Origin of the sequence: Pseudofrankia asymbiotica, assembly GCF_001983105.1 — a bacterium.
GTDB lineage: Bacteria > Actinomycetota > Actinomycetes > Frankiales > Frankiaceae > Pseudofrankia > Pseudofrankia asymbiotica.
In genome coordinates, this window is the sequence record NZ_MOMC01000038.1 from 113,023 (window position 1) to 138,217 (window position 25,195).

A 25,195-nucleotide genomic window follows, 5' to 3' on the forward strand; every position below is an offset into this window, starting at 1 on the left:
GGCGCCGGCGCCGAGGCCGGCGCCCGGACGGTCGGTGACTCGGCGCGGAGCCGGTCTCGTCAGCTCCGCGCGGAGCTCGACGCCCTCGCCAGGCGGCGCAGGATCGAATGCCCGTCGCCGGAGAGCTCGAGGCGCTCCTCCACCTGCTGGTGCCATTCCCGCGGGCGGTGGGCGCCGAGGCCGTTGAGGCAGAACACGGAGAGGTCGATCAGGTCGGGCGGTCGCACCCCGTACTCGTTGCCCGCGGTCATCGAGGTGAGGAATGACGTCCGCGTCGACACCAGGAAGTAGGTCGCCGGCTCGACGGCGAGCGCGGTCAGCGCGGCGTCCGCCATGGCGGCCTCGATCAGCTCGCGGTACAGCGACGTCACCGGCGCCTGCGAGCGGGCGAGAAGGTCGGGATCGGCCTGGCTGAGCTGGAGGCGCAGCTGGACGAGCCCACGGTCGACGCCTGCCTTGTTGTGCATCGCCGGCAGGTGCGCCGCCGCGAGGATGGCGCCGGCCAGCCGCTCGAGTGGGTCGTCCAGGTCGGCGATCGCGGCGCGGATGATCCGCGCGTACGTGCGCATCGCCTCCTCGAACACGGCCAGCAGCAGGTCGTCCTTGCTCGCGAAGTACTGGTAGAGCGTCCGCAGCGACTGGCCGGCCTCGTCCGCGACGTCCTGGRCCGTCAGCGACTCCCCGTTCGAGCGCTCCAGAACCTTCGCCGCCGCCCGGATGAACCGGTTTCCGCGATCGATCGAACGCTGCTGCGCACCCTGCAACGACCGCGTCACGACACGCCGATGCCAGTCCGTCGCGGCGTCGTCGTTCCTGGCGTGCTCGGTCACGGCTTCCAGCTCCATTGCCCTCACGGTACCCGGCCAGGTAAGTCCCGCTGTCGAACCTCGGGCGGTCGAGCCGCGGGCGAGGTCGGCGGCCGCCGCGGGTCCGTCAGCGCCTTCCCCGAGGCGGTGGAAAGCAGTACTTTAATTTTCGAAAAGCGTTACTTTCCGATCTGGACTGTACCGCCCGGCAGCCCGGAGCGGCCACCCTGGCGGCCCCGGCGGATCCGGTGACGCGGCGTTGGTCGACCCAGCAGGGAGAATCATGGATCACACCAGCAGGCCCGCCGGCTTAGGCCGGCTGCCCGGGATGCGACACGTGGCGGTGGTGGCGGCCGCGGCGGTGCTGGCGCTCGTCGGCGCGGCGTGTGGGGGTAGCGACTCGGGCGGCTCCAACGGCTCCAGCGGTTCCGCCGGCTCCGGCGGTTCCAGTGACAGCGCGAACGCCTCGCTGCTCGGCCCGAAGCAGGTGGCGACCGGTACGCCGATCAAGATCGGCACGCTCAGCGACGGCAAGACGCCGGCGTTCGACAACACCATCCAGCTCGAGGCCGCGAAGGCCATCACGAAGTATCTGAACGAGCATCGCGGGGGTATCGCGGGGCATCCGATCGAGCTGGTCAGCTGCGRGACCCAGGCCGACCCGGGCAAGGCCACCGACTGCGCCAACCAGCTGGTCCAGGCGGACGTCTCGATGGCCGTGTTCGGCGAGATCACGACCATGGCGCAGGTGTGGAAGCCGCTGCACGACGCCAACATCCCTGTCTTCACCTACGGCACCACCGAGACGGCCGCCCTGCTCGACCCCACCTCGACCTTCTCGCTCGCCAGCCAGATCGCCGGCCTCGCCGACCTGCCCATCGGGGTCGCGAAGGAGCACAACCTCAAGAAGGTCACGGCCGTCGTCATCGACGTCCCGCAGGCGACCGGCTTCTACGAGGCCGTCGGCAAGCAGGCGTTCGCCGACGCCGGCATCGAACTGAACCTGATCAAGGTGCCGCCGGGCACGGCCGACATGACCCCCCAGCTGGCCGACGTCGCGAAGGGCACCCCGACCGAGGTGCACATCCTCGGCAACGACGCCTTCTGCATCGCGGCCTTCGACGGCCTGCGCGCGGTGAACTTCACCGGCCCCATCAGCGTTCTCAACCAGTGCGTCACCGACAGCTCGCGCAAGGCGATCGGAAGCCGTCTCAAGGGCGTGTCGATGGGCTCGCCGCTGGCCCTCGGCGATGACTCCAACAAGGACCTGAACCTGTGGAAGGCGATCGCCGAGACCTACGGYCACGACATCGACCTCAGCAACTCGGTGGGCGCGACCGTGTACCTGACCATGATGTCCATGTACGCGGACCTCGACGGCATCACCGGGGACCTGACACCGGCGGCCATCGTCGCGAAGATCAAGTCGGCACCCAACCAGCCCCTGCCCGCCGGCGGTGGCCTGACCTACCGGTGCAACGGCAAGGCGTACGCGCTGACGCCGGCGGTCTGCGTCCGCGGCACCCTGCTGACGACGCTGGACGAGCACGGCGACCCCACGCTGCCCTACCGGCCGACGGGCAACACACCCGTCGAGGACTGACGGTCCAGACATAGGCCCGGGCGTCTCCCCTTCGGATGCGCCCCCAGGGCGTCGGCCTGGCGGCGGCACATTCGTCTCGTGGACGACGAGACGAACGCGCCGTTGGCCCGGCCGGCGCCACCGCTCGCCCGACCGCGCTGCTCGCCCGACCGGGCTGGCGAATGTGCCTGGCCTCGAACAGCCGCTCGGCATCGTCCTTCGTGCGGCCCACTCAGCGCTGGACGCGGCGCAGATCCGCGGTCGTGGGCAGGTGCGAGTAGTAGCCGCCGTCGAGCGGGATGTTGATCCCGGTCAGGAATTCGGCCTCGTCGCTCGCGAGGTAGACCATGAGCCCCGCGAGATCGCTCGGCCTGCCGAGCCGGGGCGTCAGATGATGGTTCTCCAGCATGGCGACACCTTCGACTCCCATGTGGTTGCGCATGCTGTCCGTCAGCATCGCCCCTGGGGTGACCGAGACACAGCGAATGCCATCCTTGCCGTACTGYGTCGCGACGTACTGTGTCAGGGTGATCACCGCAGCCTTGGTGCAACCGTACGCGGAGAGCATCATGTCTCCCGCGAGAGCGGAGTCCGACGCCATGTTGACGATCACTCCGCGGCCCGCCTTCTTCATGTGCGGGATCGCGTGCTTGCAGCCGAACATGTAGCCGCGCAGGTTCACCTCGTACGCGAGGTCCCATACCTTGGCGTCGGCATCTTCGACCATGCCGTCGCTCCGCCCCGCCGTCACGGCGTTGTTGTGCAGTAGATCAAGGCGACCGAAGCGTTCGACGGTCGAGTCGATGAGATCGCGGACCTGTGCCTCGTCCCGTAAGTCGAACTCGAAGGGGACGGCGGCGTCGCCAAGTTCGCCGGCCAGCCGCTCGGCGCCCCGGCMGTTGATGTCGGCGGCGACGACCCGAGCTCCCTCGGCCACCAGGCGTCGGCATGTCTCCGAGCCGAGCCCGCCGGCGGCTCCCGTCACGATGGCGACCTTGTCCTGAAGCCTGGCCATGGATCTCCCCTCGTTGGCGATCATTGGGTCGGCGCGAGGATCAGCGGGCGACCAGCGCGCCCTCGCCGTTCGGCCGAGGAATATATATCTAAACTTTTTGACGCCTCCTGGCTAGTGTCGGTGCCATGAGGATCGATGGCGGACTGCCGTCCGTGCTCGCCCAGGTGCCCGCGGCGGCGGGCGCGCTGGAGCGGCAGGGCTATGACGGCGCGTGGTGTGGCGAGGTGAACCACGACCCGTTCCTGCCGCTCGTGCTCGCCGCCGAGCACACGTCGCGGATCGAGATCGGTACCTGTATCGCGGTGGCGTTCGCGCGCAACCCGATGTCGGTCGCCCAGCTCGGGTGGGACCTGCAGTCCTACTCCGGGGGGCGGTTCGTCCTCGGGCTCGGCTCGCAGGTGCGCCCGCACATCGAGAAGCGGTTCGGCATGCCCTGGGGGAAGCCCGTCAGCCAGATGCGGGAGTTCATCCTCGCGCTGCGGACGATCTGGGAATCGTGGCGGGACGGGACGCCGCTGCGCTTCGAGGGCGAGTACTACACGCACACGCTCATGACGCCGATGTTCGTCCCCGAGCCACATCCGCACGGCGATCCGAGGATCTTCGGGGCGGCGGTCGGCGCGGCGATGACCCGGATGTGCGGCGAGGTCGCGGACGGTGTGCACACCCACGCCTTCACGACCCGCCGGTACCTCCAGGAGGCGACCCTCCCGGCGCTGCTCGACGGTGTCACCCGCGCCGGCCGTGACCGCGGCGACATCCAGGTCTGCTGCCCGGCGTTCGTCGCCACCGGCCGGGGCGACGCCGAGGTCGAGGCCGCCGCCGACGCGATGCGCCAGCGGATCGCGTTCTACGGCTCGACCCCCGCCTACCGGGCGGTGCTCGACCTGCACGGGTGGGGCGACCTGCAGCCCGAGCTGCGCGCGCTGTCGCTGCGGGGCGAGTGGGCGGCGATGGGCGGGCTGGTCGACGACGAGATCCTCGACGCCTTCGTCGTCGTCGCGCCCCTGGACACGCTCGCGGACCGGGTCCGGGACCGCTTCGAGGGCGTCGTCGACCGGGTCATGCTGACCCTTCCCCCGGCCACGCCCGCCGAGACGGCCGGCGCGGTGCTGGAAGCGGTGCGCGCCCCCGGCGCCGCGCGCTCCAGCTAGCGCCAAGGCGCCCACGGTCTTCCCGCGCCCACGACGACTCATGACCGCCGCGACCGTGTCGTAGCGGTCGTGATCTGGCCCGATTCACAACCGCGGCGACACGGTGGCGGCGATCTACCAGTCGCGAGCCGGCTGGTGGCGGCTGGCCGCCGGGCTCAGGTGGGTGGCCGCAGGTCGAGGCGTTCGAACCTGGGGTCGCGGCGTTCCAGGAACGACATGGCCCCCTCGGCGGGGTCGGTCCCCTCGAACGACGCCCGCATGAGGATGTCCGTCTGGTCGACGGCGTCGCCGAGCGCCTGCTGAAGATGCTGGTAGACGAGCTGTTTCGACACCATCATCGAGTGCGGTGACGCGACGCGGGCCAGCTCCGCGACGTACTCGCGGCACTCGTCCAGCAGGCGGCCGGGCTCGACGACGCGCTGGGCGAGTCCGATGGCCAGCGCCTCCCGCGCGGGGACCGACCGGGATGACCACAGGAGGTCGAGGGCGTGGGCCGGCCCCACCAGGCGCGGGAGCAGCCAGCTGATGCCCTGCTCCGCGATCAGGCCGCGCCGGGAGTAGACCGTCGTGAAGCGCGCGGTGTCGGCGGCGAACCGCAGGTCGCAGGCCGCGGCGAGCAGGAAGGCCCCGCCGGCGCACACGCCGTTCACGGCCGCGATCACCGGCTTGCGGATCGCCAGCGGCCAGGTGAGCATCCGCCGCATGTCGGCCATCGCGGGGGAGCCGGGGAACGGCCCCCGCCAGCCGTCGTCCGCCGCCTCGGCGGCAGCGCCGTCCCCGGCGACCTGGGCGTGCAGCACGGCGACGTCGAGTCCGGCCGAGAAGGCTCGGTCCCCCGCGCCGGTGAGCACGATCCCGACCACCCGCCGATCACGCTCCGCGAGGGAGAAGGCCTCCCGAAGCTCGCGCAGCGTCCGGCCACGGAAGGCGTTCATGCTCTCGGGACGGTCGATCGTGACGACCGCGACCGGGTCGTCGATGTCCAGGCGGACGTCCTCGAACGCGCGAGGCTCTGTCATGAGGAGACCTCAGCCATGAGGAGATTCAGCCCTGGTCGCGCTGGAGCAGCAGGACGCCGGACGGGGTGCCGCCGCCGGTGGACACGACGGCGGTCCGCGCGTCGGCGACCTGGCGCTCGCCCGCCTCGTGGCGCAGCTGGGTGACCGCCTCGTAGAGGAAGCCGAAGCCGTGGGTGCGGCCCTCGGACAGCTGCCCGCCGTGCGGGTTGAGCGGGAGCTCGCCGTCGAGGGCGATGCGGCGGCCCTTGTCGATCCAGTCCTGGGCCTCGCCGAGCCCGCAGAAGCCGAGGGCCTCCAGCCAGGACACCGCGTTGAAGGTGAAGCCGTCGTAGAGCAGGGCCACGTCGACGTCGGCGGGGCGCAGGCTGGTCCTGGTCCACAGGTGCGCGGCCTGGCCGAGGACCTGCGGCTCGTGGGTGATCGTCCCCTGGTCCCAGGAGACGCGCTCGAGGATCTGCGTCCCGACGGCCTCGACGCGGATCGCCGGCCGGGGCCGGTCGGGTGCGGTCTCGGCGGCCGAGACGATGATCGCGATCGACCCGTCGCAGGGCACGTCGCAGTCGTACAGGCCGAACGGTGAGCTGATCATCCGGGCGGACAGGTAGTCGTCCATCGTCATCGGGCTCCGGTAGATCGCCGCCGGGTTGCGGGCCGCGTTCGCCCGCCCGTTGAGGGCGATCGCGCCGAACAGCTCGCGGCTCGCGCCGTAGCGGCGCAGGTACTGGTTGGCGTTCATGCCGATCCAGTTCGCCGCCGACATCGCTCCGAACGGCGCCCGGTACTCGAACATCCCGGAGACCCGGCCGCCGCCCTCGCCTCCGCCGCCTCCGCCGCCTCCGCCGCGCTCCAGGGCGGTGAAGGTGGAGGCCCAGACCGTCCGGAAGCAGAGCACGTGCCGGCACAGCCCGTTCGCGACCGCCAGCATCGCGGCGATCACGGCGCCGCCTGGGCCGGGTATGTCCATGCCGCCGTTGATCCAGGTCGGCTGCAGGCGCAGTGCCTCCTCGACGGCGGTGACCCCGCCCTCGCTCATCCCGCCGGCGGCGCCGTCCCCACCGGGATAGGTGGACAGCCCGTCGATGTCGGCGAGGGTCAGGCCGGCGTCGGCGACGGCGGCGAGGCACGCGTCGACCGTGAGCGAGAGCGGGTCGACCATGAGCCGGCGGCCGAGCGCGGAGCGGCCGACGCCGGAGAGCACCGCCCGGTGCTCGAACCGCTCGTCGCTCACCGGCGGGCGGGGGACCGGCCGGCTGGGCGCGGGGACGCGGTCGACCGGGTCGGTGCCGCCGGTCGGCTCGAACAGCGGCAGCCACACGTCCTCGTGCCGCTCGAACCGGACCGCGACCTCCTGGCCCACGTGCACGTCCTCCGGCGGGCAGCCGACGATGTTCGTGGTGAGGCGGACGTCGGGCTGCTCGGCCAGCGCGACGACGGCGACGACGTACGGCGGCTCGAAGCCCGGCAGCCACTGCTGGGCGTTCACGGTGAAGCCGATGACGGTGCCCCGCCCGGAGACCTCGGTCGGCGCGTGCGCCCGGCTTCGGCACTTCGGGCAGATCGGGGTGGGCGGGTGCACGAGCGTGCCGCAGTCGCCGCAGCCCTGGATCCGTAGCCGGCCGTCGGCGCCCGACGTCCAGAACCCCTTGTTCGCCGGCGTCAGCCGCGGAAGAAGCCGCACGATGTTCGCTCCTCGGGGACGGCGTGGCCAGGGGCGGGCGGATCGGTGYGCGCCCCCCGGCCCCTGGCGGTTACATATGGATGTATCACGGCTGGTCTGGCGTGCGGGCACGACGCCGACGACGGTGCCCCGCGGGAGCGGTGGCGGCGGGACCGCTCCGGCCCGGGGTGGCGCGGTCACCCGCGGGCGGCTCCGGGGCCGTGGCTTGACGTCCTGGCCGTCGAGCGAAAATATCTATACTTATCGGGGCGTATGACGAGACCGGCAGGGGCGTGGCTGTGAGCGACGTGGCTGTGAGCGACGCGGACGTGGTGGCGGCCCGGGATCGTCCGCGGGGAAGCGCCGGGGCCGAGCCGTACGACGCCGTCGTGGTGGGCGCCGGGTTCTCKGGGTTGTACCTGCTCCACAAGCTGCGCGGGCTCGGCCTGCGGGTGCGGGTGCTCGAGGCGGCGGACCAGGTCGGCGGGACGTGGCTGTTCAACCGCTACCCGGGCGCGCGCTGCGACATCGAGAGCATCGAGTACTCCTACAGCTTCTCCGCCGAGCTCGAGCAGGAGTGGAACTGGACGGAGCTGTTACCGGGCCAGCGGGAGATCGAGGCCTACCTGAACTTCGTGGCCGACCGGCTCGACCTGCGCCGCGACATCCAGTTCGAGACCCGCGTCGTCGCGATGACGTTCGACGAGGACGAGGCGTCGTGGCTGGTGGAGACCGAGGCCGGTGAGCGGTTCGTCGCCCCGTTCGTCGTCGCCGCGACCGGCATCCTGTCCGCGCCGCTCGCCCCCGACATCCCGGGGCTTGACACCTTCGCCGGCACCACGCTGTTCAGTAACCGGTACCCGCGGGAGGGGTTCGACCTCACCGGGAAACGGGTGGCGATCGTCGGCACCGGGTCGACCGGCGTGCAGGCGGTCCCGGTGGTCGCCGAGCAGGCCGACCACCTGTACGTGTTCCAGCGGTCGGCCGCCTACACGCTGCCCTCGCCGGCGCGCTCCTACGAGCCGGGCGAGCTGGCGGGGCTGAAGGCGAGATACGACGAGATCCGCGCGGCGCAGCTGACCGCGCACGTCGGAGCGGCCCGGCTCAGCGCCTTCTCGGTGCTCGTCAACATGCGCGAGTTCCCGTCGCTGCTGGCCGCGTCGCGCGAGGAACAGCTGCGGGCGATCGAGGAGCGCGGCGTCACCGGCGCGCTGTACTGGAGCGACGTCATGTTCGACCCCGAGGCGGGGAAGCTGGCGACGGCGCTGTACGGCGAGGCGGTCGCGCGCATCGTCCGGGATCCCGAGACCGCGGCGTCCCTGACGCCGACCTATCCGTTCGGCTGCAAGCGGCCGATCATCGACCAGGGCTACTACGAGACGTTCAACCGCGAGAACGTGACGCTCGTCGACCTCCGCAAGGGCGCGATCCAGGAGATCACCCCGACGGGCATCCGGACCGAGCGCGGCTTCTACGAGCTCGACGTCATCCTGTTCGCGACCGGGTTCGACGCGCTCACCGGCGCGCTCACCCGCATCGACGTCCGCGGGCGGGGCGGCGCGCTGCTCCGCGACTTCTGGAGCACCGAGGGCGCGATCTCCTACCTTGGCCTGCAGGTCGCCGGTTTCCCGAACCTGTTCACCATCCAGGGGCCCGGCAGCCCGTCGGCCGCCTCGAACTTCGTCGCCGCGATGGAGCACCACGTCGAGTGGATCGCCGACGCCATCTCGGCGGTGCGGGCCGGCGGCCACCGGACGATGGAGGCGCTTCCCTCGGCGCAGGCCGAGTGGATCGACGGCATCACCTCCCTGGTGGCCGGCAGCGTGGTCGTGCACCCGGACTGCAACTCCTGGTACAACGGCGCGAACGTGCCGGGCAAGAAACGGATGTACACGACCTACCCCCTCGGCCTTCCCGAGTACCGGCGTCGTTGCGGCGAGATCGCCGCCGACGGCTACGCCGGCTTCAAGCTTTCCTGACCGGCCACAGAAGGCGCGAGAGGTTTTCTCTCGTGCCTTCGAGGTTCTTGTCTTCGCGGAACAGGGGGATCTGGTGCCGTTCGCCGACGTGGGTGACGTCCGGTTGTTCTTCACCGACGAGGGCAGCGGGGACCTGCCGCTGCTGCTCGTCCACGGCTACACCTCCGACTCCCATGACTGGAGCTGGCAGCTCCCGCACCTGGTCGCGGGCCACCGGGTGATCGCCGTCGACCTGCGCGGCCACGGCCGGTCCAGCGCGCCCCCGAAGGGCTACACGACGGCCCAGTTCGCCGCCGACCTGGCCGGGCTGCTCGACCATCTCGGGATCGACCGGGTGGTCGCGTTCGGGCACTCGATGGGCGGCAGCGTCGTCAGCGGCCTGGCCGTCGACTTCCCGGACCGGGTCGCCGCGGTGGTCGCCGTCGACCCCGCCTACCTGCTCCCGGACGAGATGGCCGGTGGCATGCGGCCGATGCTGGACCTGCTCGCCGACACGGACCCGGTGCCGTTCGTCCAGCGGCTGGTGGGCGGCATGGACTCGCCGGCGCGGCACCCTGCCCTGCGTACCTGGCAGGTGCGCAGGATCGCGGGCATGGAGGGCCACGTGCTGAGTCAGTCGCTGGCGGCCCAGGTGACCGGGATGGCGCTGCGCTCGCACAGCGAGCCCTACCTGCGGCGACGTACCTGCCCGGTGCTGAGCTTCTACGCCGACCCATCGCGGTCCGACGCCGAGCAGGCCGTCTTCACCGATCCCCGGTCTCGCGTCGTGACGTGGGAGGGTGCGGGCCATTGGCTGCACCAGGAGCGCCCGGCCGAGTTCAATTCCCTTGTCACCACCTGGCTRGCGTCGATCGCCTGACCACCCGTCTCCCGGTCGGCCGAACGAACGACCGACCGGCCGGTCAGCCGGTCGATGAGCGGACCGTACTGACAGCTCGAATCACCTGGAAGGACTTGGCATGGGCAAGTTGGATGGCAGGGTCGCCTTCATCACCGGAGCCGCGCGCGGTCAGGGGCGTAGCCATGCGTTAAGGCTGGCCGGGGAGGGCGCGGACATCATCGCGGTCGACCTGTGTGAGCAGATCGCGAGCGTCCCGTATCCGCTGGGGACGCCGGAGGACCTCGCGCAGACCGTGAAGGAGGTCGAGGCGCTGGGGCGGGGCATCGTCGCGGTGAAGGCTGACGTCCGGGAGCGTTCCCAGCTGCGGGCGGCGCTGGACGAGGGGCTGGCCCGGTTCGGCCGGCTCGACATCGTCCTCGGGAACGCCGGGATCTGCCCGTGGGATGACCTGTCGCTGGCCGGTGGGTTCGTCGACGGTACGGACGTCGACCTGATCGGTGTCATGAACACCGTCGCGGTCAGCCTGCCGCACCTGAAGGCCGGTGCCTCGATCGTCCTGACCGGTTCCACCGCCGGGATGATGAAGGGCACCACCGAGGTCATGGGGAACACCGGCGGGGTCGGCTACTCCTGGGCGAAGCAGACCGTGGCGAAGTACACCGAGGTCCTGGCACTGCAGCTCGCGCCGCACAACGTGCGGCTCAACGCCATCCACCCGACGAACGTCAACACCAACCTGCTCCAGAACGACCGCATCTACAAGACGTTCCGGCCGGACCTGGAGAACCCGACCCGCGAGGACGCGGAGCTGGCCTTCCCGGTGCTGCAGTCCATGCCTATCCCCTACATCGAGCCGAACGACGTCAGCTCGCTGGTGCTGTTCCTCGTCTCCGACGACGCGAGGTACATCACCGGCCTCAACCTGCGCATCGACGCCGGCGGAATGCTCAAGGGCGAGCCGGCTCTCTGAGCCCGCTGTCGGCGCGGCCGCGAACTGGCCGGCGGGCGCGGCCGCGTCGACTCGGACCGGCCGCGCCCGGCCGTCGGGCCGCCGCGCCGCGCCTGGCCGTCGGGCCACCGCCTCGGCTCAGACCCGGGACAGACTTGGCTCAGACCCGGCCCGGACGGCTCAGACCCGTGACAGGACTCGGCGCAGGCCCTGGCTGACCAGGTTGTCGTAGGGAAAGGTGTCGGGCATGAAACCCATGTCGACGATCAGCTTTCCCATCCGCACCATGATCACCGTGAACCGGAGCCCGGCGAAGACCTCGAAGTAGTCGAGGCTGTCGGTGGAGCGCCCGGTGGCCGAACGCCAGAGCGCGGCGGTCTCCTCGCGCGACGGGAAGCCCGGCAGGCGGGTGAGGCCCGCCCCCGTGGTCAGCGTCTCGTCGGCGAAGACCCACCAGCCGAGATCGAGGAGCGGGTCGCCGACGGTCGCCATCTCCCAGTCGAGAACCGCGGCGACCTCGAAGTCCTGGAAGATGAGGTTGCTGAGCCGGGCGTCGCCCCAGCACAGCGCCGGCGGGCCGGCGGGCGCCGAGGGCTGGTTGCGCCTCAGCCAGGCGAGCGCGTCCCTGGCCAGCGCGAAGGGCTTGTCCTCCTCGGCCCAGGCGAGAAACCGCTCGTAGCGGTCGATCTCGGCGGCCAGCGGGTCGTCGGGCGTCGTGAGCATGCCCGGGGGAAGGCGCAGGTCGGCGAGCGGCGTGGTGTGGACGCCCGCGAGGGCGCGCACCCCGCTGACCCAGGCGCGGTGCTGCTGCTCGGGTGTCGCCTCGGCGAGCCAGCCGGCCGACGCGTACGGCGGGGTGTCGCTGGGGATCTGCCCCGCCACCCTCTCCATGATCCAGAAAGGCGCGCCGAACCAGGACGTGTCCGGCTCGAACCAGTGCATGCGGGCCATCGGCACGCCGGAGGTGCTGGCCAGGGCGCGCATCACGTGGAACTGCAGCGCGAACGTGTCGTCGGGGAACACCACGTAGCTGGTCGGCGCGATGCGGGCGACCAGGTGGTGCCGGTCGGGCCCGGCGGGGCCGGACCACGTCGCGTCGAAGAGGACCGTCTCGTTGGACGCGCCGGTGCCGGCCGGAATGGCGGTGTTCCCGACCTCGACGTCGGCCAGCCCGCGGACGTCGGTGAGCCAGGCGCGGAGGCGGCCGGCGGTCTCCGCCGGGTCGCGTAACTGAAAGTCCATCGACCGACCTCACCTTGGCGCAGCGGGAATAGATGTATATGTATCACTCATCGGGTGCCGCTCGCCCGCCGGCCGCGCGGGACGCCCCGTCCGGGGCGGTGCCGCGGGGGTAGAGCGCCGAGGTGAGCAGCGCCGTCTCGGCGTCGCGCCACCGCCGCCGGTCGTCCTCGTCGTCGAAGTCCAGCCGCAGCGCGTGCTCCAGGTGCGGCCGGAGCAGCACCGGCGCGAACCCCAGCAGGGCCAGCATCGCGGCCGTCACGTGGACGTCGGCCGACGGCCGGGCGATGCCGAGCGCCTCCCGCTGCCTGAGCCCGGCCACCGAGGCGTCGACCGCGCGGGTGAACCATTCCAGGCCGTTCTCGGTGCCGTCGAGCAGCATCCGGCGCAGATAGGCGCCGAGCAGCGGCGTCTCGGTGGTCATCCGCTCGAACCGGAGCTGGCGGCGGCGGTGCGCCTCGGCCGGACCCGCCCTGGGGTCGGTGTCCCGGGTGACGTCGCCGAGGACGTCGGCCACCCAGGTCGCGACCTCGTCGACGACGCCCTGCTTCGAGCCGAAGTGATGCAGGACGAGGCTGGGTGAGACACCCGCCCGGCGGGCGATGGCCCGCACCGTCGCCGCGTCGACGCCGTCCTGCGCGATCAGCGCGAAGGCCGCGTTGCGGATGCGTGCCCTGGCCGTGAGGTCATCCGGCCGTACCGGGGTCGCCTCCTCGGGTGCACGCCCCATGGGTCGCCGCTCCTCTCCGCTCTCGCTTCCGCTTTCGCCGCCCTTTCGCCCACTGCCCGTCCTCGACTGTACAGGCGTTCAGCTTCCTGAACGACGATTGACCTGCCGGAGACGCCTGGTGACGATGAGCCCGCCGCGCCCCCGCCGGACGGACGTGCCAACCGGGCGGACGTGACAAGGAGGGGAGCGAGATGGCCGTTCGGGTTGTCGTCTGTTACACGGGAGGCGTCGGGTCGCAGGCGATCAGGCTGCTGACCGGCGAGCCCGGTCTGGACCTCGTCGGCGTCCTCGTCCACCACGCGGAGAAGGAAGGCCGCGACGTCGGCGAGCTGGTCGGGATCGGGCCGGTCGGGCTCGCGGCGACCCGGGACGTCGACGCGCTGGTCGCGCTGCGCGCGGACTGCGTGCTCTGGCACGGGCTGACCTGGGAGCCGGAGGTCATCGCCCGGTTCCTGGCCGCGGGGACCAACGTCTACTCGAGCATGGGCGGCTGGTGGCCGCCCTTCATCCCGGCCGAACGCGAGATTCTCGACCGGGCATGCGCCGAGGGCGGCTCGACGTTCCTCGCCGGCGGCAACATCCCCGGGCTGGTCAGCGACGTGCTGCCGCTGTTCGTCTCCGGCTACGCCGGCCAGGTCGAGAAGATCCGCTGCTGGCAGAGCGACTACGTGCCGCACTACCCGGGTGCCCAGCAGCTCCAGGGGGCACTGGGCATGGGCCTGCCGGTCCCCGAGGACTCCTCGCCCACCGAGGCCGACCAGGGCTGGGTCTGGGGGATCCGCCAGTCGGCGGAGATCGTCGCCGCCGGTCTCGGTTTCGAGCTGACTGACGTGCGGGTGACCGGGAAGGAGTACGCCGCGGCGTTCGAGGACGCCGTGCTCCAGCCCAGCGGGCTGGTGGTGAGGAAGGGGACGATCGCCGGTGCCCGCTGGACGTTCACCGCGTACTGCGGCGCGGACGGCGACGTGCCGTTCTACGAGGTCGTCAACGAGCAGACGGTCGGGCTGGGCCTGGCGCCCGGGTGGCGGGTCCGGGAGGACGAGCCCAACTGGAAGGTCGAGATCAGCGGGATCCCGACCATCACCTGCGTGTTCGACCTGGCCTTCGACCCGGGCCTGGAGCCGGTCTCCGCGCTCAACGCGGCCCGCGCCGTCAACGCCATCCCAATCCTCGTCGCCGCCGAGCCGGGAACGAAGACCATGCTCGACGTCCCGGCACCGCGGGCCGCCACCCTCGCCCACCGCGCCACGTCGGTGGCGAGGCCGGCGGAGAAGCGATCGTGAGCGGCAGGGCCGGTACCGCCAGTGCGACCAGTACGGCCAACGCGGCCGGCGTCACCAGCACGGCCGGCATGTCGATGCTCACGCTGGATGGCTTCCGGGAGACCCGGGCGCTGCTGGACGCCCACCGGGCCGCGGGCCGCACCGTCGGCATGGTCGGTACCAGCGGCGCCATCCACGAGGGCCACCTGTCGCTCGTCGAACGGGCCCGGCGCGAGAACGACGTCGTCGCTCTCCTCTACGCGGGCGTGGTCCAGCTCGACTGGACGCCGGTGTCGGCGCAGATCTACGAGCGCGACATCGAACGGGACCGGGAACTGCTGGCCGCCGCCGGCGTCGACCTCTTCCTGGTGATGCGGCGCGATGACCTGTACGCGCGGCGGCCGGTCACCTTCCTCACCCAGCCGGACCTCGTGCCGGACCTTCCCGGGCTGCTCRGGCACGACCACGCGAGCATTCTCGCGACGATGGTGTTCACGATGCTGAACATCGCCGGGCCGTGCACGAACTACTCCGGCGAGAAGGACTGGCAGCAGCTCGTCCTGTTCAGGCGGGCGGCCGAGGACCTGCTGCTGGCGTCCACGGTCGTCGGCTGCCCGACGGTGCGCGAGCCGGACGGTGTCGCGAGGTCCAGCCGAAACGTGCGGCTCACCCCGTCCCAGCGCGCCGCCGCCCCGGTGATCTACCGCGCGCTGACCGAGGCGGCCCGGCTGGTCCGCGCGGGGGAGCGCGACGCGAAGGCGGTCACCGGTCTGGTCGCCGACCGGATCGGCGAAGCCGCGGCCGTGGACTACGTGCACGCCGTCGAGGCGGACACGCTGCACCCGCTCGATCTCCTCGAGGGCGACGTCCGGCTGCTCGTCTCGGCCACGTTCGGTGACACCCCACTGGTCGACAACATCGGCGTCACCGTCCCGGAACAGCCCGCCCTGGTCCCGGCCGCCGCCGGCACAGCCCCGACCGGGAGCGACGCGGTCTCGACCGGGAACGACACAGACGCGGTCTCGACCGGGAACGACACAAAGGAAGGCGCGGAATGAGGCTGCGAGGAAAGGTCGCGCTGGTCACCGGCGGTACCGCCGGAATCGGCGCCGGCATCGTGCGGATGTTCGCCGAGCAGGGCGCGCCGGTCGCCTTCACCGGCCGAAACCCGGCCCGGGGCAAGGAGCTCGAGGCGACGCTGCGCGCCGACGACCTCCAGGTCACCTACGTCGAGGCCGACAGCTCCGTCGAACAGGACGTCGCCCGCGCGGTGGAGACGACCGTCGAGACCTACGGTCCCGTCACCGCTCTCGTCAACAGCGCCGCCGCCACCGACGTCACGGCGAGCGGCCGCGACAACCACGTCGACGAGATCAGCACCGAGGACTGGGACTACATCGTCCGCACGGCGCTCAACGGCACGATGTGGGCCTGCAAGTACGCCATCCCGCACATGCGGTCCGCGGGCGGCGGCTCGATCGTCAACATCTCGGCGTCGTCCAGCCTGCGCTCGCTGCGTTCCCGGCCCGCCTACCAGGCGGCGAAGGGCGGCGTGAACGTGCTGACCCGCCAGCTCGCCGCCGACTACGGCGCCGACGACATCCGCGCCAACGCGATCATCGTCGGCTTCATCTACACCGGCGAGGAGGGCATGCGCAGGCTGCTCGCCGACGAGGAGTACATGCAGGTCATCCGCGGCATGCTGGTGCTCCCGCGGCTGGGCGAGCCGGCCGACATCGCCGCCGCCGCCGTCTACCTGGCCTCGGACGAGTCGAAGTACGTCACCGGTACCCAGATCACCGTCGACGGCGGAGCCACCGGCTTCCAGCCCACCGTGGCGCGCTTCACCCCGCCCACCTCGCGGCCGGCGTGACCGCCATCGACACCTCACCTGACCGGCACGTCACCGCCGAGGAGCGCGTATGTCGACACCCGTGATCACTCCGTCCGGCCTGTTCGTCGAGGAACGGCTGCTCATCGGCGGCGAGCTGCGCCCCGCGTCCGGCGGGCGGACCTACGAGAACGTCAACCCGGCGACCGAACAGGTCGTCGGGGTCGCGGCCGACGCGACGGCCGAGGACATGGGCGCCGCGGTCGCCGCCGCCCGGGCCGCCTTCGACGAGGGCACCTGGGCGGGCGACGTCGAGCTGCGGGTCCGCTGCCTGCGCCAGCTGCACGCCGCGCTGCTGCGGCACGCCCCCGAGCTGCGCGAGACGATCCGCGCGGAGGTCGGCGCGACGAACGTCAGCCTGGACGTGCCGCTGTTCGCCCGCGCCCTGGACAACATCACCTATGCCGCGGACCTCGCCGAGCGCTACGAGTTCGTCCGTGACCTGGGCGTCGGTGAGTCGATGGGCCGGATGAGCCGGCGGTACCAGTACCGCGAGCCGGTCGGCGTGGTCGCGGCGATCACGCCGTGGAACGCGCCGATGCAGGTCAACCTGGCGAAGGCGGCGTTCGCGCTGGCCGCCGGCTGCACCGTCATCCTCAAGCCGGCGCCGGACACGCCGTGGAGCGCCACCGCGCTGGGCCGGCTGGCGGTCGAGGAGACGGACCTGCCCCCGGGTGTCCTCAACGTCGTGCCGACGTCGGACAACGCGGTCGCCCAGATCCTGGCCGAGGACCCGCGGGTCGACCTGATCAGCTTCACCGGGTCGACGGCGGTCGGGCGGCACCTGATGGCCGTCGCCGCCGGCACGGTCAAGAAGGTCTTCCTGGAGCTCGGCGGCAAGTCCGCCTGGATCCAGTGCGACGACGCCGGCATCGACACGAACGCACTGATGATCGCCTACCAGTCGCTGGCACAGTCCGGGCAGGGATGCTCGATCAACACCCGGCTGCTGGTCCAGCGCTCCCGCTACGAGGAGACGATCGCCAAGGTCGCGGACGCGTTCCGTTCCATCCCCTACGGCGACCCGGCCGACCCGAACACCTACATGGGCCCGCTGATCAACGCCCGGCAGCGCGCCCGGGTGCTCGACTACATCGAGATCGGCAAGGCCGAGGGCGCCCGCCTCGTCCTCGGCGGCGGCAGGCCCGCGCACCTGGAGCGCGGCTACTACGTCGAGCCGACGATCTTCGCGGACGTCGACCCGAACGCCCGGATCGCCCAGGAGGAGATCTTCGGCCCGGTGCTGGTCATCATCCCGTTCGACACGGACGAGGAGGCGGTCCGGATCGCCAACTCGACCATCTTCGGGCTCGCCGGCACGGTCGAGAGCGCCGACGCCACGCGCGCCCGCGCGATCGCCGAGAAGATCCGCTCGGGCGTCGTGAACGTCAACGGCGGGATGTACTTCAGCTGCGAGGTGCCGTTCGGCGGCTACAAGCAGAGCGGCGTCGGCCGCGAGATGGGCACCCTCGGCTTCGAGGAGTACACCGAGGTGAAGATCATCAGCGAGGGCGTCGCCTGAAGTTGAGGCCGGGGCGTCAGAACCCGACGGCTTCGCGAAGCAGCAGGACGGTGCCACGCCCGGGGTGGGGTTCCGCGTTGAGGACGAGAAGGCGGTTGACGGCGCTGGGCTGCCCGTAGACCGCCTGGGCGCGGATGCTCTCCAGCGGGAGGGCGTGCTCCTCGACGCGGCGCAGCGCGGTGCTCAGATCGGGTACGACCTTCTGCGCCCCAACGACCCAGATCGCGCGGGCGGCGCCGCCGGCGTAGGCCGGTAGCTGGCTTCCGCTACCCGAGGCGACGACGAGGGAGCCGGTCTCGGTGACCGCGGCGACGCTGCCCAAGACGACGTCGGGACTGGCGAGCAGCCGGCGGATGTCGTCACCGCGGACGGCGCGGTCCATGACCAGGACCCGTGGCTTGACGGCCTGGTACCGCCCGCTGGTGTTGATGTCCGCGTCGATGCCGGACAGGCGCAGCGTCTCGCTGGCCGCCGTGAACACGCTGGCGCCCTCGGGTATCAGGTCCCTGACGCGGGTGCGCGCGGCGGCGGCGTCGTCGAGGATCTCGACGGTGAAGCCGTGCGCCGTCAGCGCGGCGGCAGCCCGCTCCAGGCGCTCCGCGGTCGCCGGGTCGGCGAACGGCGTCGCCGGAATCGAGGTGGTCATGGTGTCTCCTGGACTGGTCGTGGTGTGGCGGGTCCCTCTCGCCGGTACGACGACGCAGCTCTCCGGAATGTCAGGCGCCGCGCGGGCAACGTCAGGCGGCGCGGGCAGCGTCAGGCGGCGCGGGCAGCGTCAGGCGGCGCGCGGGCGATGTCAGGTGGAGGCGCGCGCGATGTCAGGCGACGCGCCCGCCTCACAGTTCGGCGCGGCGTCTCGTCGAACCGGTGAGAGCAGCCGCGACCTAGGGAGTCGTCGACACCATGACCACCCGACCCGAGCCAGAACACGGCCGACCCGAGCCAGAACACGGCCGGCCCGATCCCGGCCTGCCTTCGATCATGAGTGAGCGGCCTCGGCTGATCAATCTCGCGTACCGGTTCCTGGGCTCCCTGGCAGAGGCTGAGGATGCGGTCCAGGAGACGTACGCCCGCTGGTACGCCATGTCCCAGCCACAGCGGGAAGCCGTGGAGACCCCTGGYGCCTGGCTGACGACGGTCGCGAGCCGAGTCTGCCTCGACCTGCTCGGCTCGGCGCGGGCCCGGCGGGAACGCTACGTCGGCGAATGGATCCCCGAGCCGCTGCCCGAACCCACCGAGTGGATCAGCGGACGGCCGGGCGACACCACGGTCGACCCGGCCGACCGGGTCACCCTCGACGAGTCGGTCAACATGGCCTTCCTTGTCGTGCTCGAATCGATGACCCCAGCCGAGCGCGTCGCGTTCGTCCTCCACGACGTCTTCCGCTACCCCTTCGCGGAGATCGCCGAGATCACCGGCCGCACGCCGGCGGCCTGCCGCCAGCTGGCCTCCTCGGCCCGCCGCCGCGTCCACGCGTCGCGGGCTCCCGCGACGCCGACGGCCCAGCAGGCCGGCATCGTCAGGGACTTCAAGCAGGCCTGGGAGGCCAGGGACATCGACGCCCTCGTCGGCCTCCTCGACCCCGGCGTCACGGCGATCGCCGACGGCGGCGGCCTGGTCAGCGCCGTGCTCCACCCCATCGAAGGCGGCGAACAGGTCGCGCGCGCCTACGTCGAGATCGCCCGCGTGGCACCCACCCTGACGATCCTGGAGCGTACGGTCAACGGCCAGCCCGGCCTGGTCTCCCAACATGACGGCATCACCCTCACGGTGCACGCCTTCCACATCGTGGACGGCCGGATCAGGGACATCTGGGTGGTACGCAACCCCGAGAAACTCCGCCCCTGGACGATGGCCTGACGCACGTGGCCACTCCATCGCCTCCGCTGGGCGAGACGGCCTCACGGCGGACCAGACCAAGGACCAGGGCCAAGGACCAGGGCCAAGGACCAAGCCAAGGACCAGACAGGGAGGTGCGAGCCGGCACGCCAGACGCGAATCTCCGCGCGGCGATCACCAGAATCGTGACGGTCACCAGCGGAGGGCCGCCTTAAACTGGGCGTTGTCGGACGTGGGCGGCCTCGGGCCGGCCGGGCCAGGTTCGAGCGGTCACGTCCGCATGGTCACGGTCCGAGCGGGAGGGCGAGGTGGCGGAGAACGTCGACGACGTCGCCGCCTACCTGGTGGAGCGCCTGGGCGCGACGCGGACCGCGCGGCTCCAGAAGCTCGTCTACTACGCGCAGGCCTGGTACCTCGCGGACCACCGCGAGCACCTTTTCGACGACGACATCGAGGCGTGGATGAGCGGGCCGGTCGTTCGCCGGCTGCACGACCAGCGCCGCGGCCGGCACGAGTCCTCCAGGTGGCCGGCCGGCGACCCGGGACGGCTCGGCTCGCGGGCACGTGCCGCGATCGAGCGGACCCTGCGGTCGTACGGCCCCCTCTCCGAGGCAGAGCTGTCCCGGATCGTGCGCACCGAGTCGCCGTGGCGGCTCGCCCGCACGGGGCGTCTCCTCGCCCGGCGCTCCGCCAAGGTGATCGACCCGACGGTGATGACCCACTACTACGGCCGGCTTCGCACCTCCCCGGAGGTGGCGGTGGCCGTCGCCATGGGCAGCGCGCGTCTCGAGGGCCACGAGCTCGCCCCGTACATGGTGGACCGGCTGCGCGCGGCGGCCGCCGGGACACGCGCGGCGGACGACATCATCGCCGAGATGATCGTCCAGTACAGGGTGTCGTGATGGTCGACGTGAACGCCGAGGTGGATGAGGACCCGTACTGCTGGCCGGGCACGGCGTGCCTGCGCAACCTGCTCGACCTTCGGGACCCGGCGGAGCTGAGCAAGGCCGAGCACGAGCTGGTCGGCATCCGCACGGCCGAGCTCACGGCGTCGGTCGTTCCCGGCGCGTACGACACGGCGCACCTGCTGAGGTTCCACCGCCTGCAGTTCCGCGACGTCTACGACTGGGCGGGTCAGCTACGCACGGGCAACATCTCGAAGGGCGACGTGTCGTTCTGCGACGCGCAGGCCGTTCCCGAGCGGCTCGACCAGCTGTTCGCCAAGCTGGCCGTGCGCAGGTTCCTGGTCCCGCTGGAGTGGGACGGGTTCGTCATGTCCTTCGCCTCGCTCTACGGCGAGCTGAACGCCATCCACCCTTTCCGGGAGGGCAACGGGCGGACCCAGCGCGCGTTCCTGCGCCAGCTCGCCGCGCACGCCGGCTGGACGGTCGCCTGGCAGTCGCTGCAACGACGCGCGAACGACAAGGCCTGTGCGGAGTACCTCAGGACCTCGCGGCCACACGCGCTGATCAGGCTTCTCGCTCCGGCCATCGAGCCCCGGCTGGAGTAGGCCGCACCACGGTCGAGCCGAGAGGCGGGTCGGGCTGGTGCCCGCGCGACGCTATCCCTCGGGCAGGTCCAACGCGACGTGGGAGGACGTGGCGCGCCCGGTGCGCCCGGGGGTCTGCTCGACGAGGGTGGCGGTGGCGCGGTCGAGAAGGTCGCAGAACTGCCGGTGTTCCGCCGCGGTGAACCGGTCGGTGAGGGCGCGTTCCAGCACGATCACCTCTCGGTAGGCGCGGTCGAGGACGTCGTGGCCGGCGTCGGTGAGGGTCGCGATGAGGACCTTCGCGTGCACGGGCGACGGCCGCCGGTCGATGAGGCCCTTGCTCTGGAGGCCGGTCAGCACGCTGGCCATGCTCTGCTGTGTCACGCCGCCCGCGCGTGCCAGCTGTGCTCCGGACATGGCCTGCTCGCGCGAGAGGGTCAGCATCACCATGTACTGGGGCATGGTCASCCCGTAGCCGCGGAGCACCGCTTCGTGGTGGCCGATCAGGGCCTGCTCGGCGCGGCGGATGCGGCTGCACAGATATTCCTCGACCGGCACGTCGGTCACGTCACAGACCCCTCAGTTGACTCAGGTACCTGATACAAATTGAGTTATCAGTGTCAGAATACTGAGTTGAGACAGGAGTTTGATTGTGATGAAGGCCGTCGTACTGGCCGTCGATGATCGTTTCTGGGTCGTCGAGATGGCCGAGCCTGTCCCCGGCGCGGGCGAGGTCGCGATCCGGGTCGCCTATGCGGGTGTGCAGTACGGCGATGTGCTCGTGCGCGCRGGTCATTTCCCCGTCTCGCGCCCGTTCGTGCCGGGTTTCGAGGCGGCGGGAGAGATCGTCGCAGTGGGGGAGGGCGTGGCGGAGACCCGGCTGGGCGAGCAGGTCGCCGCGCTGGTCGGCGGCGGTGCCTACGCCGAGGTCGTGACCGCGCCCGCGGCGCTGGCGATCAACGCCGACAGAGTCGACCCACGTGAGGCGGCCGGGTTCGGGTGGGTCACCCCGACCGCCTACGACCTGATCAACTCGGTCGCCGCCGTCACGCCCGGGGACAGCGTGCTGATCCACGCCGCCGCCGGCGGAGTCGGGTCGCAGGCCGCGCAGTTCGCCGCCGCGGCGGGCGCGGCCCGCATCGTCGGGGTGGTGGGCAACGCCGACCAGGTCGAATACGCCCACGGGTTCGGCTACCACCAGGTGCTGGTACGCGAGGAGTTCCCCGACGCCCTGGCCGGGGAGACGTTCGACGCCATCCTGGACCCGATCGGCGGCCCCACCCGCCTCGCGAACCTGGAGCGGCTGGCCCCGCACGGCCGAATCGTGGCCTATGGCAACATCGCCACCTTCGAACCGGTCACCGTGTCGACCAACGACCTGCTGGCTCGAGGGCAGTCGCTGATGACGTACAACAGCAACCTGGCCAGCCAGACCAGCCCGAGGAAGCTGGCCGACAGCGCCACCCGTGCCATGAGCCTGGTCGCCGACGGGTCGGTGCGCATCGACATCACCGCGGAATACGACCTGGGCGACGTCGAGACCGCGATCGCGAACCTGGAGGGGGGCACCACCCGCGGCAAGAGCGTCGTCAGGGTGGGGTGAGCGCCCGCGCCCGGCGGCCGGGCCGGGTGCTCGGCGTCGCCGGTGTCGTCGGTGTCCTCGGCGGCGTCGCCGGTGTCTTCGTCGGTGTCGTCGGTCGGCCGGTCCGCGAGGCGGCGCTGGCCGTCGGCCCCACCCGGACACCTGGTCAAGGGATCGCCAGGTCGTCGGCGTTGTAGTACGCGAGTGAGCCGACGCCTCCGCTACTCCCGCACGTACTTCATGAGCGCTTCGGCCTCCCGGCGGAGCCGGCCGGCCGCATCTGTTTGTCCGTGCGCGTCGTAACGCTCGGCCACGGCAATACGCTCGCCGACCTGCGCGCGCAGAATGGCGCCTACGGTGTTCGCGTCCAGGTCACGACGTACCGCCTCGGTCGCGCCGACTCCCGCCCGCGCGCCCGCGACATGCTCGCCGGCGGACGACTGGCCGTGACCGGGCGCGTCCACCGCCTCCGCGTTGTCGATGGCGGCTATGGCGGTGCGAAGCGCGGTGACGGCATCGCGGTTCCGTGCCTTCATCGCGGTGACGAGATCCTCACGGAGTGCCGCTCTCATCAGCCATCCGTCGTGCGCGGGCATATCTCTCCTTCGCGAGGTACCGAATTCTCCGGAGAAGACGCGTCCACAGGTGGCCGGCCCAGTGAGCGCCTACTCGGTACGCGTGCGAGTCGACAACGAAAGCCGACCGACACCGCAGGCATGGTGGATGGCGCTTATGGCTCGAGAACCGCGTTGAYGTACTCGAGCAGCCGCACGGTGTCGCCGATGTCGGCAAGAATGATGATCTTCATGCGAGCCCGCTCCTCGTCATAGACCGTTTCGATCCGTACGGGCGCGTCTCCCCGCTGGACCGCGACGCCCGTGAGCAGGGTGCTCACCCGACTCGCTGTGCCGACGCTGATCGCCTCGACCTCGACGATGCTCGACACCTCGACGTGCCGCTGGCGCGTGGCCGTCTCGGGGGTGGGTGTGGACAGCGGACGACCGGTGAGGGCCTCGAGGTCCTCGTGTGCGATCCGGTACTGCTTGCCGATCCGCACCGCCTTCAGCTTCCCGTCCCGTACGTAGCCGCGGACGGTCCGCACATGGAGACCCAGCAGGTCGGCGACCTGATCCACTGAGTAGAGACGTTCCACAAACGCACCTTAACACGGTCTCGTTAAGGGAAGTTTAGGTAACGATCGGGAATGATCGTCGCGCCTGAATGGATGCTCTCCGGTGGCGGGGTGGCGGGGTGGCGGGGTGGCGGGGTGGCGGGGTGGCGGGGTGGCGGGGTGGCGGGGTGGCGGGGTGGCGGGGTGATGCGGCGGCGCGACGTCCCGCGGCTGGCGGCGTCGAGCCCACCGGAGTGCGGGCCGGCGCTCCGAGCCGGAACCGTCCCCGATCGAGGCGCGGGCTTCAGCCTGGTCCGCCCGCCCAGGCGGGATTGTGCGATCACCGTCCGACCAATATCTTGACTGAGTTTAAATATGCTGACTCATGGAGGCGGTCGTGGTTGATCGGGTCAACCAGTTCGAGGGACGCGCCGCGCTCATCACCGGCGGCGCGCGCGGCCTCGGTCGCGCGTTCGGTCGGGCGCTCGCGGCGCTCGGCGCGCACGCGGTCCTGACCGATGTCGATGAGGCCGAGGTCGACAAGGCCGCTCACGAGATCACCGAGGCCGGTGGCCAGGCATCCGCCTACCGCCTCGACGTCGCGGACGACGCGGCCTGGGACTTGGTGCTCACCGACGTCGCCGCCGCGCACGGTGGCGTCGACATCCTCATCAACAACGCCGGCCTGCACTCGCTCGAGTACGGCGTCAACTGGGCGCAGCTACCCGTGTCCAAGCTGCGCCGCCTCTTCGACGTGAACGTGATGGGCGTGATGATCGGAACCCTCGCCGTGCGGCCGCACATGCAGGGCCGGCCGGGCGCCAACATCCTCAACATCTCCTCGTCGGCCGCGTTCAACGGCATGGGCGCCTACGGGGCGACGAAGGCCGCCGTACGCGCGCTCACCCTCGCCTGGGCGCGCGAGCTMGGGCCCAGCGGAATACGCGTGAACGCGCTGGCGCCGGGCCTCCACGTCACCGACACGATCCGGAACGAGTTCACCCCGGAGATGATCGAGGGCCACCGGCATCACCAGTTCCTCGATCTCGAGGGCAACGAGCAGGACATCGTCGACGCGATGCTCTACTTCTGCTCCGACAAGGCGCGCTTCGTCACTGGCGAGACGATGCGCGTCACCGCCGGCTACGCGAGCTCCCTCTGACTCGACTGGCGCCTGCTCGATCGCCTTACGCGGCCGCTGTCCCGCTGTCCCGATGCCGTAACACGGCGGCAGGACCGATGGCCCACAGCCTGCGACCTGGTGCTCCCCGACGAACAGCGCGCGGGCATCCCCCTCCGAGCGGACGACGCATGCCGCAGCCAGGACGGTCACCAGGGGACAGAGCGAAGCCCGGTGACCGATGCGGAAGGCGGCTCTGAGAACCGACCGGACCGTGGCCGAATCCATGATCTGGTGGGATCTTCGGAGTCCTGGCGCCGAAGATCCCACCAGATCATGGCCCGATGAAACTCCGGGATTCTGGCGCCGACGGACCCACGGCACACCCATCCGTCCCTGGGTCCTGGG

25 protein-coding genes are annotated in these 25,195 nt (G+C 71.2%); 15 read left to right on the forward strand and 10 right to left on the reverse strand.

The annotated features are described in order from the left end of the window. Positions 1-59 precede the first annotated feature (59 nt). Positions 60-845, reverse strand: coding sequence for a TetR/AcrR family transcriptional regulator (locus BL253_RS19535; protein WP_076818547.1), 786 nt, complete (start codon positions 843-845; stop codon positions 60-62). A gap of 244 nt (positions 846-1,089) precedes the next feature. Here BL253_RS19535 and BL253_RS19540 point away from each other — a divergent pair, with 244 nt between their 5' ends. After that, complete coding sequence (locus BL253_RS19540) at positions 1,090-2,409, forward strand: ABC transporter substrate-binding protein (protein WP_076818548.1); 1,320 nt, start codon at positions 1,090-1,092, stop codon at positions 2,407-2,409. A 211-nt stretch (positions 2,410-2,620) separates the two neighbouring features. Here the strand turns inward: BL253_RS19540 and BL253_RS19545 are convergent, their stop codons facing one another. Beyond that, on the reverse strand, positions 2,621-3,403 hold the full coding sequence (locus BL253_RS19545) for an SDR family NAD(P)-dependent oxidoreductase (RefSeq protein ID WP_076818549.1): 783 nt from the start codon (positions 3,401-3,403) through the stop codon (positions 2,621-2,623). 125 nt (positions 3,404-3,528) lie between these two features. On the opposite strand from BL253_RS19545, the gene BL253_RS19550 reads away from it, so the two are divergent. Then, positions 3,529-4,557: an LLM class F420-dependent oxidoreductase gene (locus BL253_RS19550; protein WP_076818550.1), complete on the forward strand. Its 1,029-nt coding sequence runs from the start codon at positions 3,529-3,531 to the stop codon at positions 4,555-4,557. Positions 4,558-4,712: 155 nt separating this feature from the next. Here the strand turns inward: BL253_RS19550 and BL253_RS19555 are convergent, their stop codons facing one another. Continuing rightward, a complete protein-coding gene (locus BL253_RS19555; protein WP_076818551.1) occupies positions 4,713-5,576 on the reverse strand; it encodes an enoyl-CoA hydratase-related protein in 864 nt (287 codons plus the stop codon). Positions 5,577-5,601: 25 nt separating this feature from the next. Continuing rightward, positions 5,602-7,254, reverse strand: coding sequence for a thiolase C-terminal domain-containing protein (locus BL253_RS19560; RefSeq protein WP_076818552.1), 1,653 nt, complete (start codon positions 7,252-7,254; stop codon positions 5,602-5,604). Positions 7,255-7,532: 278 nt separating this feature from the next. Here BL253_RS19560 and BL253_RS19565 point away from each other — a divergent pair, with 278 nt between their 5' ends. The 3 genes from BL253_RS19565 to BL253_RS19575 all read left to right on the forward strand — a co-directional run bounded on the left by BL253_RS19565 (position 7,533) and on the right by BL253_RS19575 (position 11,023). Then, complete coding sequence (locus tag BL253_RS19565; protein WP_241834943.1) at positions 7,533-9,212, forward strand: flavin-containing monooxygenase; 1,680 nt, start codon at positions 7,533-7,535, stop codon at positions 9,210-9,212. Positions 9,213-9,285: 73 nt separating this feature from the next. Continuing rightward, complete coding sequence (locus BL253_RS19570; RefSeq protein WP_076818553.1) at positions 9,286-10,071, forward strand: alpha/beta fold hydrolase; 786 nt, start codon at positions 9,286-9,288, stop codon at positions 10,069-10,071. Between the two features lie 100 nt (positions 10,072-10,171). Beyond that, the gene (locus BL253_RS19575) at positions 10,172-11,023 is read left to right on the forward strand and encodes a mycofactocin-coupled SDR family oxidoreductase (RefSeq protein ID WP_076818554.1); all 852 of its coding nucleotides are present in this window, start codon (positions 10,172-10,174) and stop codon (positions 11,021-11,023) included. Positions 11,024-11,182: 159 nt separating this feature from the next. Here BL253_RS19575 and BL253_RS19580 read toward each other — a convergent pair whose 3' ends face one another. Next, positions 11,183-12,244 (reverse strand): phosphotransferase family protein, encoded by a 1,062-nt coding sequence (locus tag BL253_RS19580; protein WP_076818555.1) that lies wholly within the window; start codon positions 12,242-12,244, stop codon positions 11,183-11,185. 43 nt (positions 12,245-12,287) lie between these two features. Beyond that, on the reverse strand, positions 12,288-12,971 hold the full coding sequence (locus BL253_RS19585; protein ID WP_076818556.1) for a TetR/AcrR family transcriptional regulator: 684 nt from the start codon (positions 12,969-12,971) through the stop codon (positions 12,288-12,290). 191 nt (positions 12,972-13,162) lie between these two features. On the opposite strand from BL253_RS19585, the gene BL253_RS19590 reads away from it, so the two are divergent. The 4 genes from BL253_RS19590 to BL253_RS19605 all read left to right on the forward strand — a co-directional run bounded on the left by BL253_RS19590 (position 13,163) and on the right by BL253_RS19605 (position 17,646). Further along, positions 13,163-14,254: a dihydrodipicolinate reductase gene (locus BL253_RS19590; RefSeq protein WP_076818557.1), complete on the forward strand. Its 1,092-nt coding sequence runs from the start codon at positions 13,163-13,165 to the stop codon at positions 14,252-14,254. A gap of 74 nt (positions 14,255-14,328) precedes the next feature. Next, positions 14,329-15,291 (forward strand): pantoate--beta-alanine ligase, encoded by a 963-nt coding sequence (locus BL253_RS19595; RefSeq protein ID WP_081438474.1) that lies wholly within the window; start codon positions 14,329-14,331, stop codon positions 15,289-15,291. Continuing rightward, positions 15,288-16,106, forward strand: a complete 819-nt coding sequence (locus BL253_RS19600; protein WP_076818558.1) for an SDR family NAD(P)-dependent oxidoreductase — start codon at positions 15,288-15,290, stop codon at positions 16,104-16,106. Before BL253_RS19595 ends, BL253_RS19600 begins: the two co-directional genes overlap by 4 nt. A 49-nt stretch (positions 16,107-16,155) precedes the next feature. Continuing rightward, positions 16,156-17,646, forward strand: coding sequence for an aldehyde dehydrogenase family protein (locus BL253_RS19605; protein WP_076818559.1), 1,491 nt, complete (start codon positions 16,156-16,158; stop codon positions 17,644-17,646). A 16-nt stretch (positions 17,647-17,662) separates the two neighbouring features. On the opposite strand, the gene BL253_RS19610 is transcribed toward BL253_RS19605, so the two are convergent. After that, on the reverse strand, positions 17,663-18,292 hold the full coding sequence (locus tag BL253_RS19610; protein WP_076818560.1) for an LUD domain-containing protein: 630 nt from the start codon (positions 18,290-18,292) through the stop codon (positions 17,663-17,665). 335 nt (positions 18,293-18,627) lie between these two features. Between BL253_RS19610 and sigJ the strand changes: the two genes are divergently transcribed. The 3 genes from sigJ to BL253_RS19625 all read left to right on the forward strand — a co-directional run bounded on the left by sigJ (position 18,628) and on the right by BL253_RS19625 (position 20,995). Further along, positions 18,628-19,506, forward strand: a complete 879-nt coding sequence (gene sigJ, locus BL253_RS19615; protein ID WP_198946325.1) for an RNA polymerase sigma factor SigJ — start codon at positions 18,628-18,630, stop codon at positions 19,504-19,506. A gap of 287 nt (positions 19,507-19,793) precedes the next feature. Continuing rightward, a complete protein-coding gene (locus BL253_RS19620) occupies positions 19,794-20,387 on the forward strand; it encodes a Panacea domain-containing protein (protein WP_076818562.1) in 594 nt (197 codons plus the stop codon). Then, positions 20,387-20,995 carry a Fic/DOC family protein gene (locus tag BL253_RS19625; RefSeq protein ID WP_081438471.1) on the forward strand — a complete coding sequence of 203 codons (609 nt, stop codon included), beginning with the start codon at positions 20,387-20,389 and terminating at the stop codon, positions 20,993-20,995. The genes BL253_RS19620 and BL253_RS19625 overlap by 1 nt, the downstream gene beginning before the upstream one ends. Positions 20,996-21,046: 51 nt before the next feature. Here BL253_RS19625 and BL253_RS19630 read toward each other — a convergent pair whose 3' ends face one another. Continuing rightward, complete coding sequence (locus BL253_RS19630) at positions 21,047-21,541, reverse strand: MarR family winged helix-turn-helix transcriptional regulator (RefSeq protein WP_076818563.1); 495 nt, start codon at positions 21,539-21,541, stop codon at positions 21,047-21,049. An 88-nt stretch (positions 21,542-21,629) separates the two neighbouring features. Here BL253_RS19630 and BL253_RS19635 point away from each other — a divergent pair, with 88 nt between their 5' ends. After that, a complete protein-coding gene (locus BL253_RS19635; protein ID WP_076818564.1) occupies positions 21,630-22,577 on the forward strand; it encodes a quinone oxidoreductase family protein in 948 nt (315 codons plus the stop codon). Next, the gene (locus BL253_RS42355) at positions 22,574-22,753 is read left to right on the forward strand and encodes a hypothetical protein (protein ID WP_076818565.1); all 180 of its coding nucleotides are present in this window, start codon (positions 22,574-22,576) and stop codon (positions 22,751-22,753) included. The genes BL253_RS19635 and BL253_RS42355 overlap by 4 nt, the downstream gene beginning before the upstream one ends. A 24-nt stretch (positions 22,754-22,777) precedes the next feature. Here the strand turns inward: BL253_RS42355 and BL253_RS19645 are convergent, their stop codons facing one another. Both BL253_RS19645 and BL253_RS19650 read right to left on the reverse strand, forming a co-directional pair. Continuing rightward, the gene (locus BL253_RS19645; protein WP_076818566.1) at positions 22,778-23,152 is read right to left on the reverse strand and encodes a GatB/YqeY domain-containing protein; all 375 of its coding nucleotides are present in this window, start codon (positions 23,150-23,152) and stop codon (positions 22,778-22,780) included. Between the two features lie 134 nt (positions 23,153-23,286). Continuing rightward, positions 23,287-23,709, reverse strand: a complete 423-nt coding sequence (locus BL253_RS19650; RefSeq protein WP_076818567.1) for a helix-turn-helix domain-containing protein — start codon at positions 23,707-23,709, stop codon at positions 23,287-23,289. A 355-nt stretch (positions 23,710-24,064) separates the two neighbouring features. On the opposite strand from BL253_RS19650, the gene BL253_RS19655 reads away from it, so the two are divergent. Then, the gene (locus tag BL253_RS19655; protein ID WP_198946326.1) at positions 24,065-24,829 is read left to right on the forward strand and encodes an SDR family NAD(P)-dependent oxidoreductase; all 765 of its coding nucleotides are present in this window, start codon (positions 24,065-24,067) and stop codon (positions 24,827-24,829) included. The last annotated feature ends 366 nt before the right edge of the window (positions 24,830-25,195 follow it).

Coding starts and splice junctions, on each gene's coding strand:
- BL253_RS19550 (WP_076818550.1), top strand. CDS start 3,529: ATGAGGATCGATGGCGGACTGCCGTCCGTGCTCGCCCAGGTGCCCGCG.
- BL253_RS19580 (WP_076818555.1), bottom strand. CDS start 12,244: ATGGACTTTCAGTTACGCGACCCGGCGGAGACCGCCGGCCGCCTCCGC.
- BL253_RS19645 (WP_076818566.1), bottom strand. CDS start 23,152: ATGCCCGCGCACGACGGATGGCTGATGAGAGCGGCACTCCGTGAGGAT.
- BL253_RS19590 (WP_076818557.1), top strand. CDS start 13,163: ATGGCCGTTCGGGTTGTCGTCTGTTACACGGGAGGCGTCGGGTCGCAG.
- BL253_RS19555 (WP_076818551.1), bottom strand. CDS start 5,576: ATGACAGAGCCTCGCGCGTTCGAGGACGTCCGCCTGGACATCGACGAC.
- BL253_RS19605 (WP_076818559.1), top strand. CDS start 16,156: ATGTCGACACCCGTGATCACTCCGTCCGGCCTGTTCGTCGAGGAACGG.
- BL253_RS19610 (WP_076818560.1), bottom strand. CDS start 18,292: ATGACCACCTCGATTCCGGCGACGCCGTTCGCCGACCCGGCGACCGCG.
- BL253_RS19600 (WP_076818558.1), top strand. CDS start 15,288: ATGAGGCTGCGAGGAAAGGTCGCGCTGGTCACCGGCGGTACCGCCGGA.
- BL253_RS19575 (WP_076818554.1), top strand. CDS start 10,172: ATGGGCAAGTTGGATGGCAGGGTCGCCTTCATCACCGGAGCCGCGCGC.
- BL253_RS19625 (WP_081438471.1), top strand. CDS start 20,387: ATGGTCGACGTGAACGCCGAGGTGGATGAGGACCCGTACTGCTGGCCG.
- BL253_RS19585 (WP_076818556.1), bottom strand. CDS start 12,971: ATGGGGCGTGCACCCGAGGAGGCGACCCCGGTACGGCCGGATGACCTC.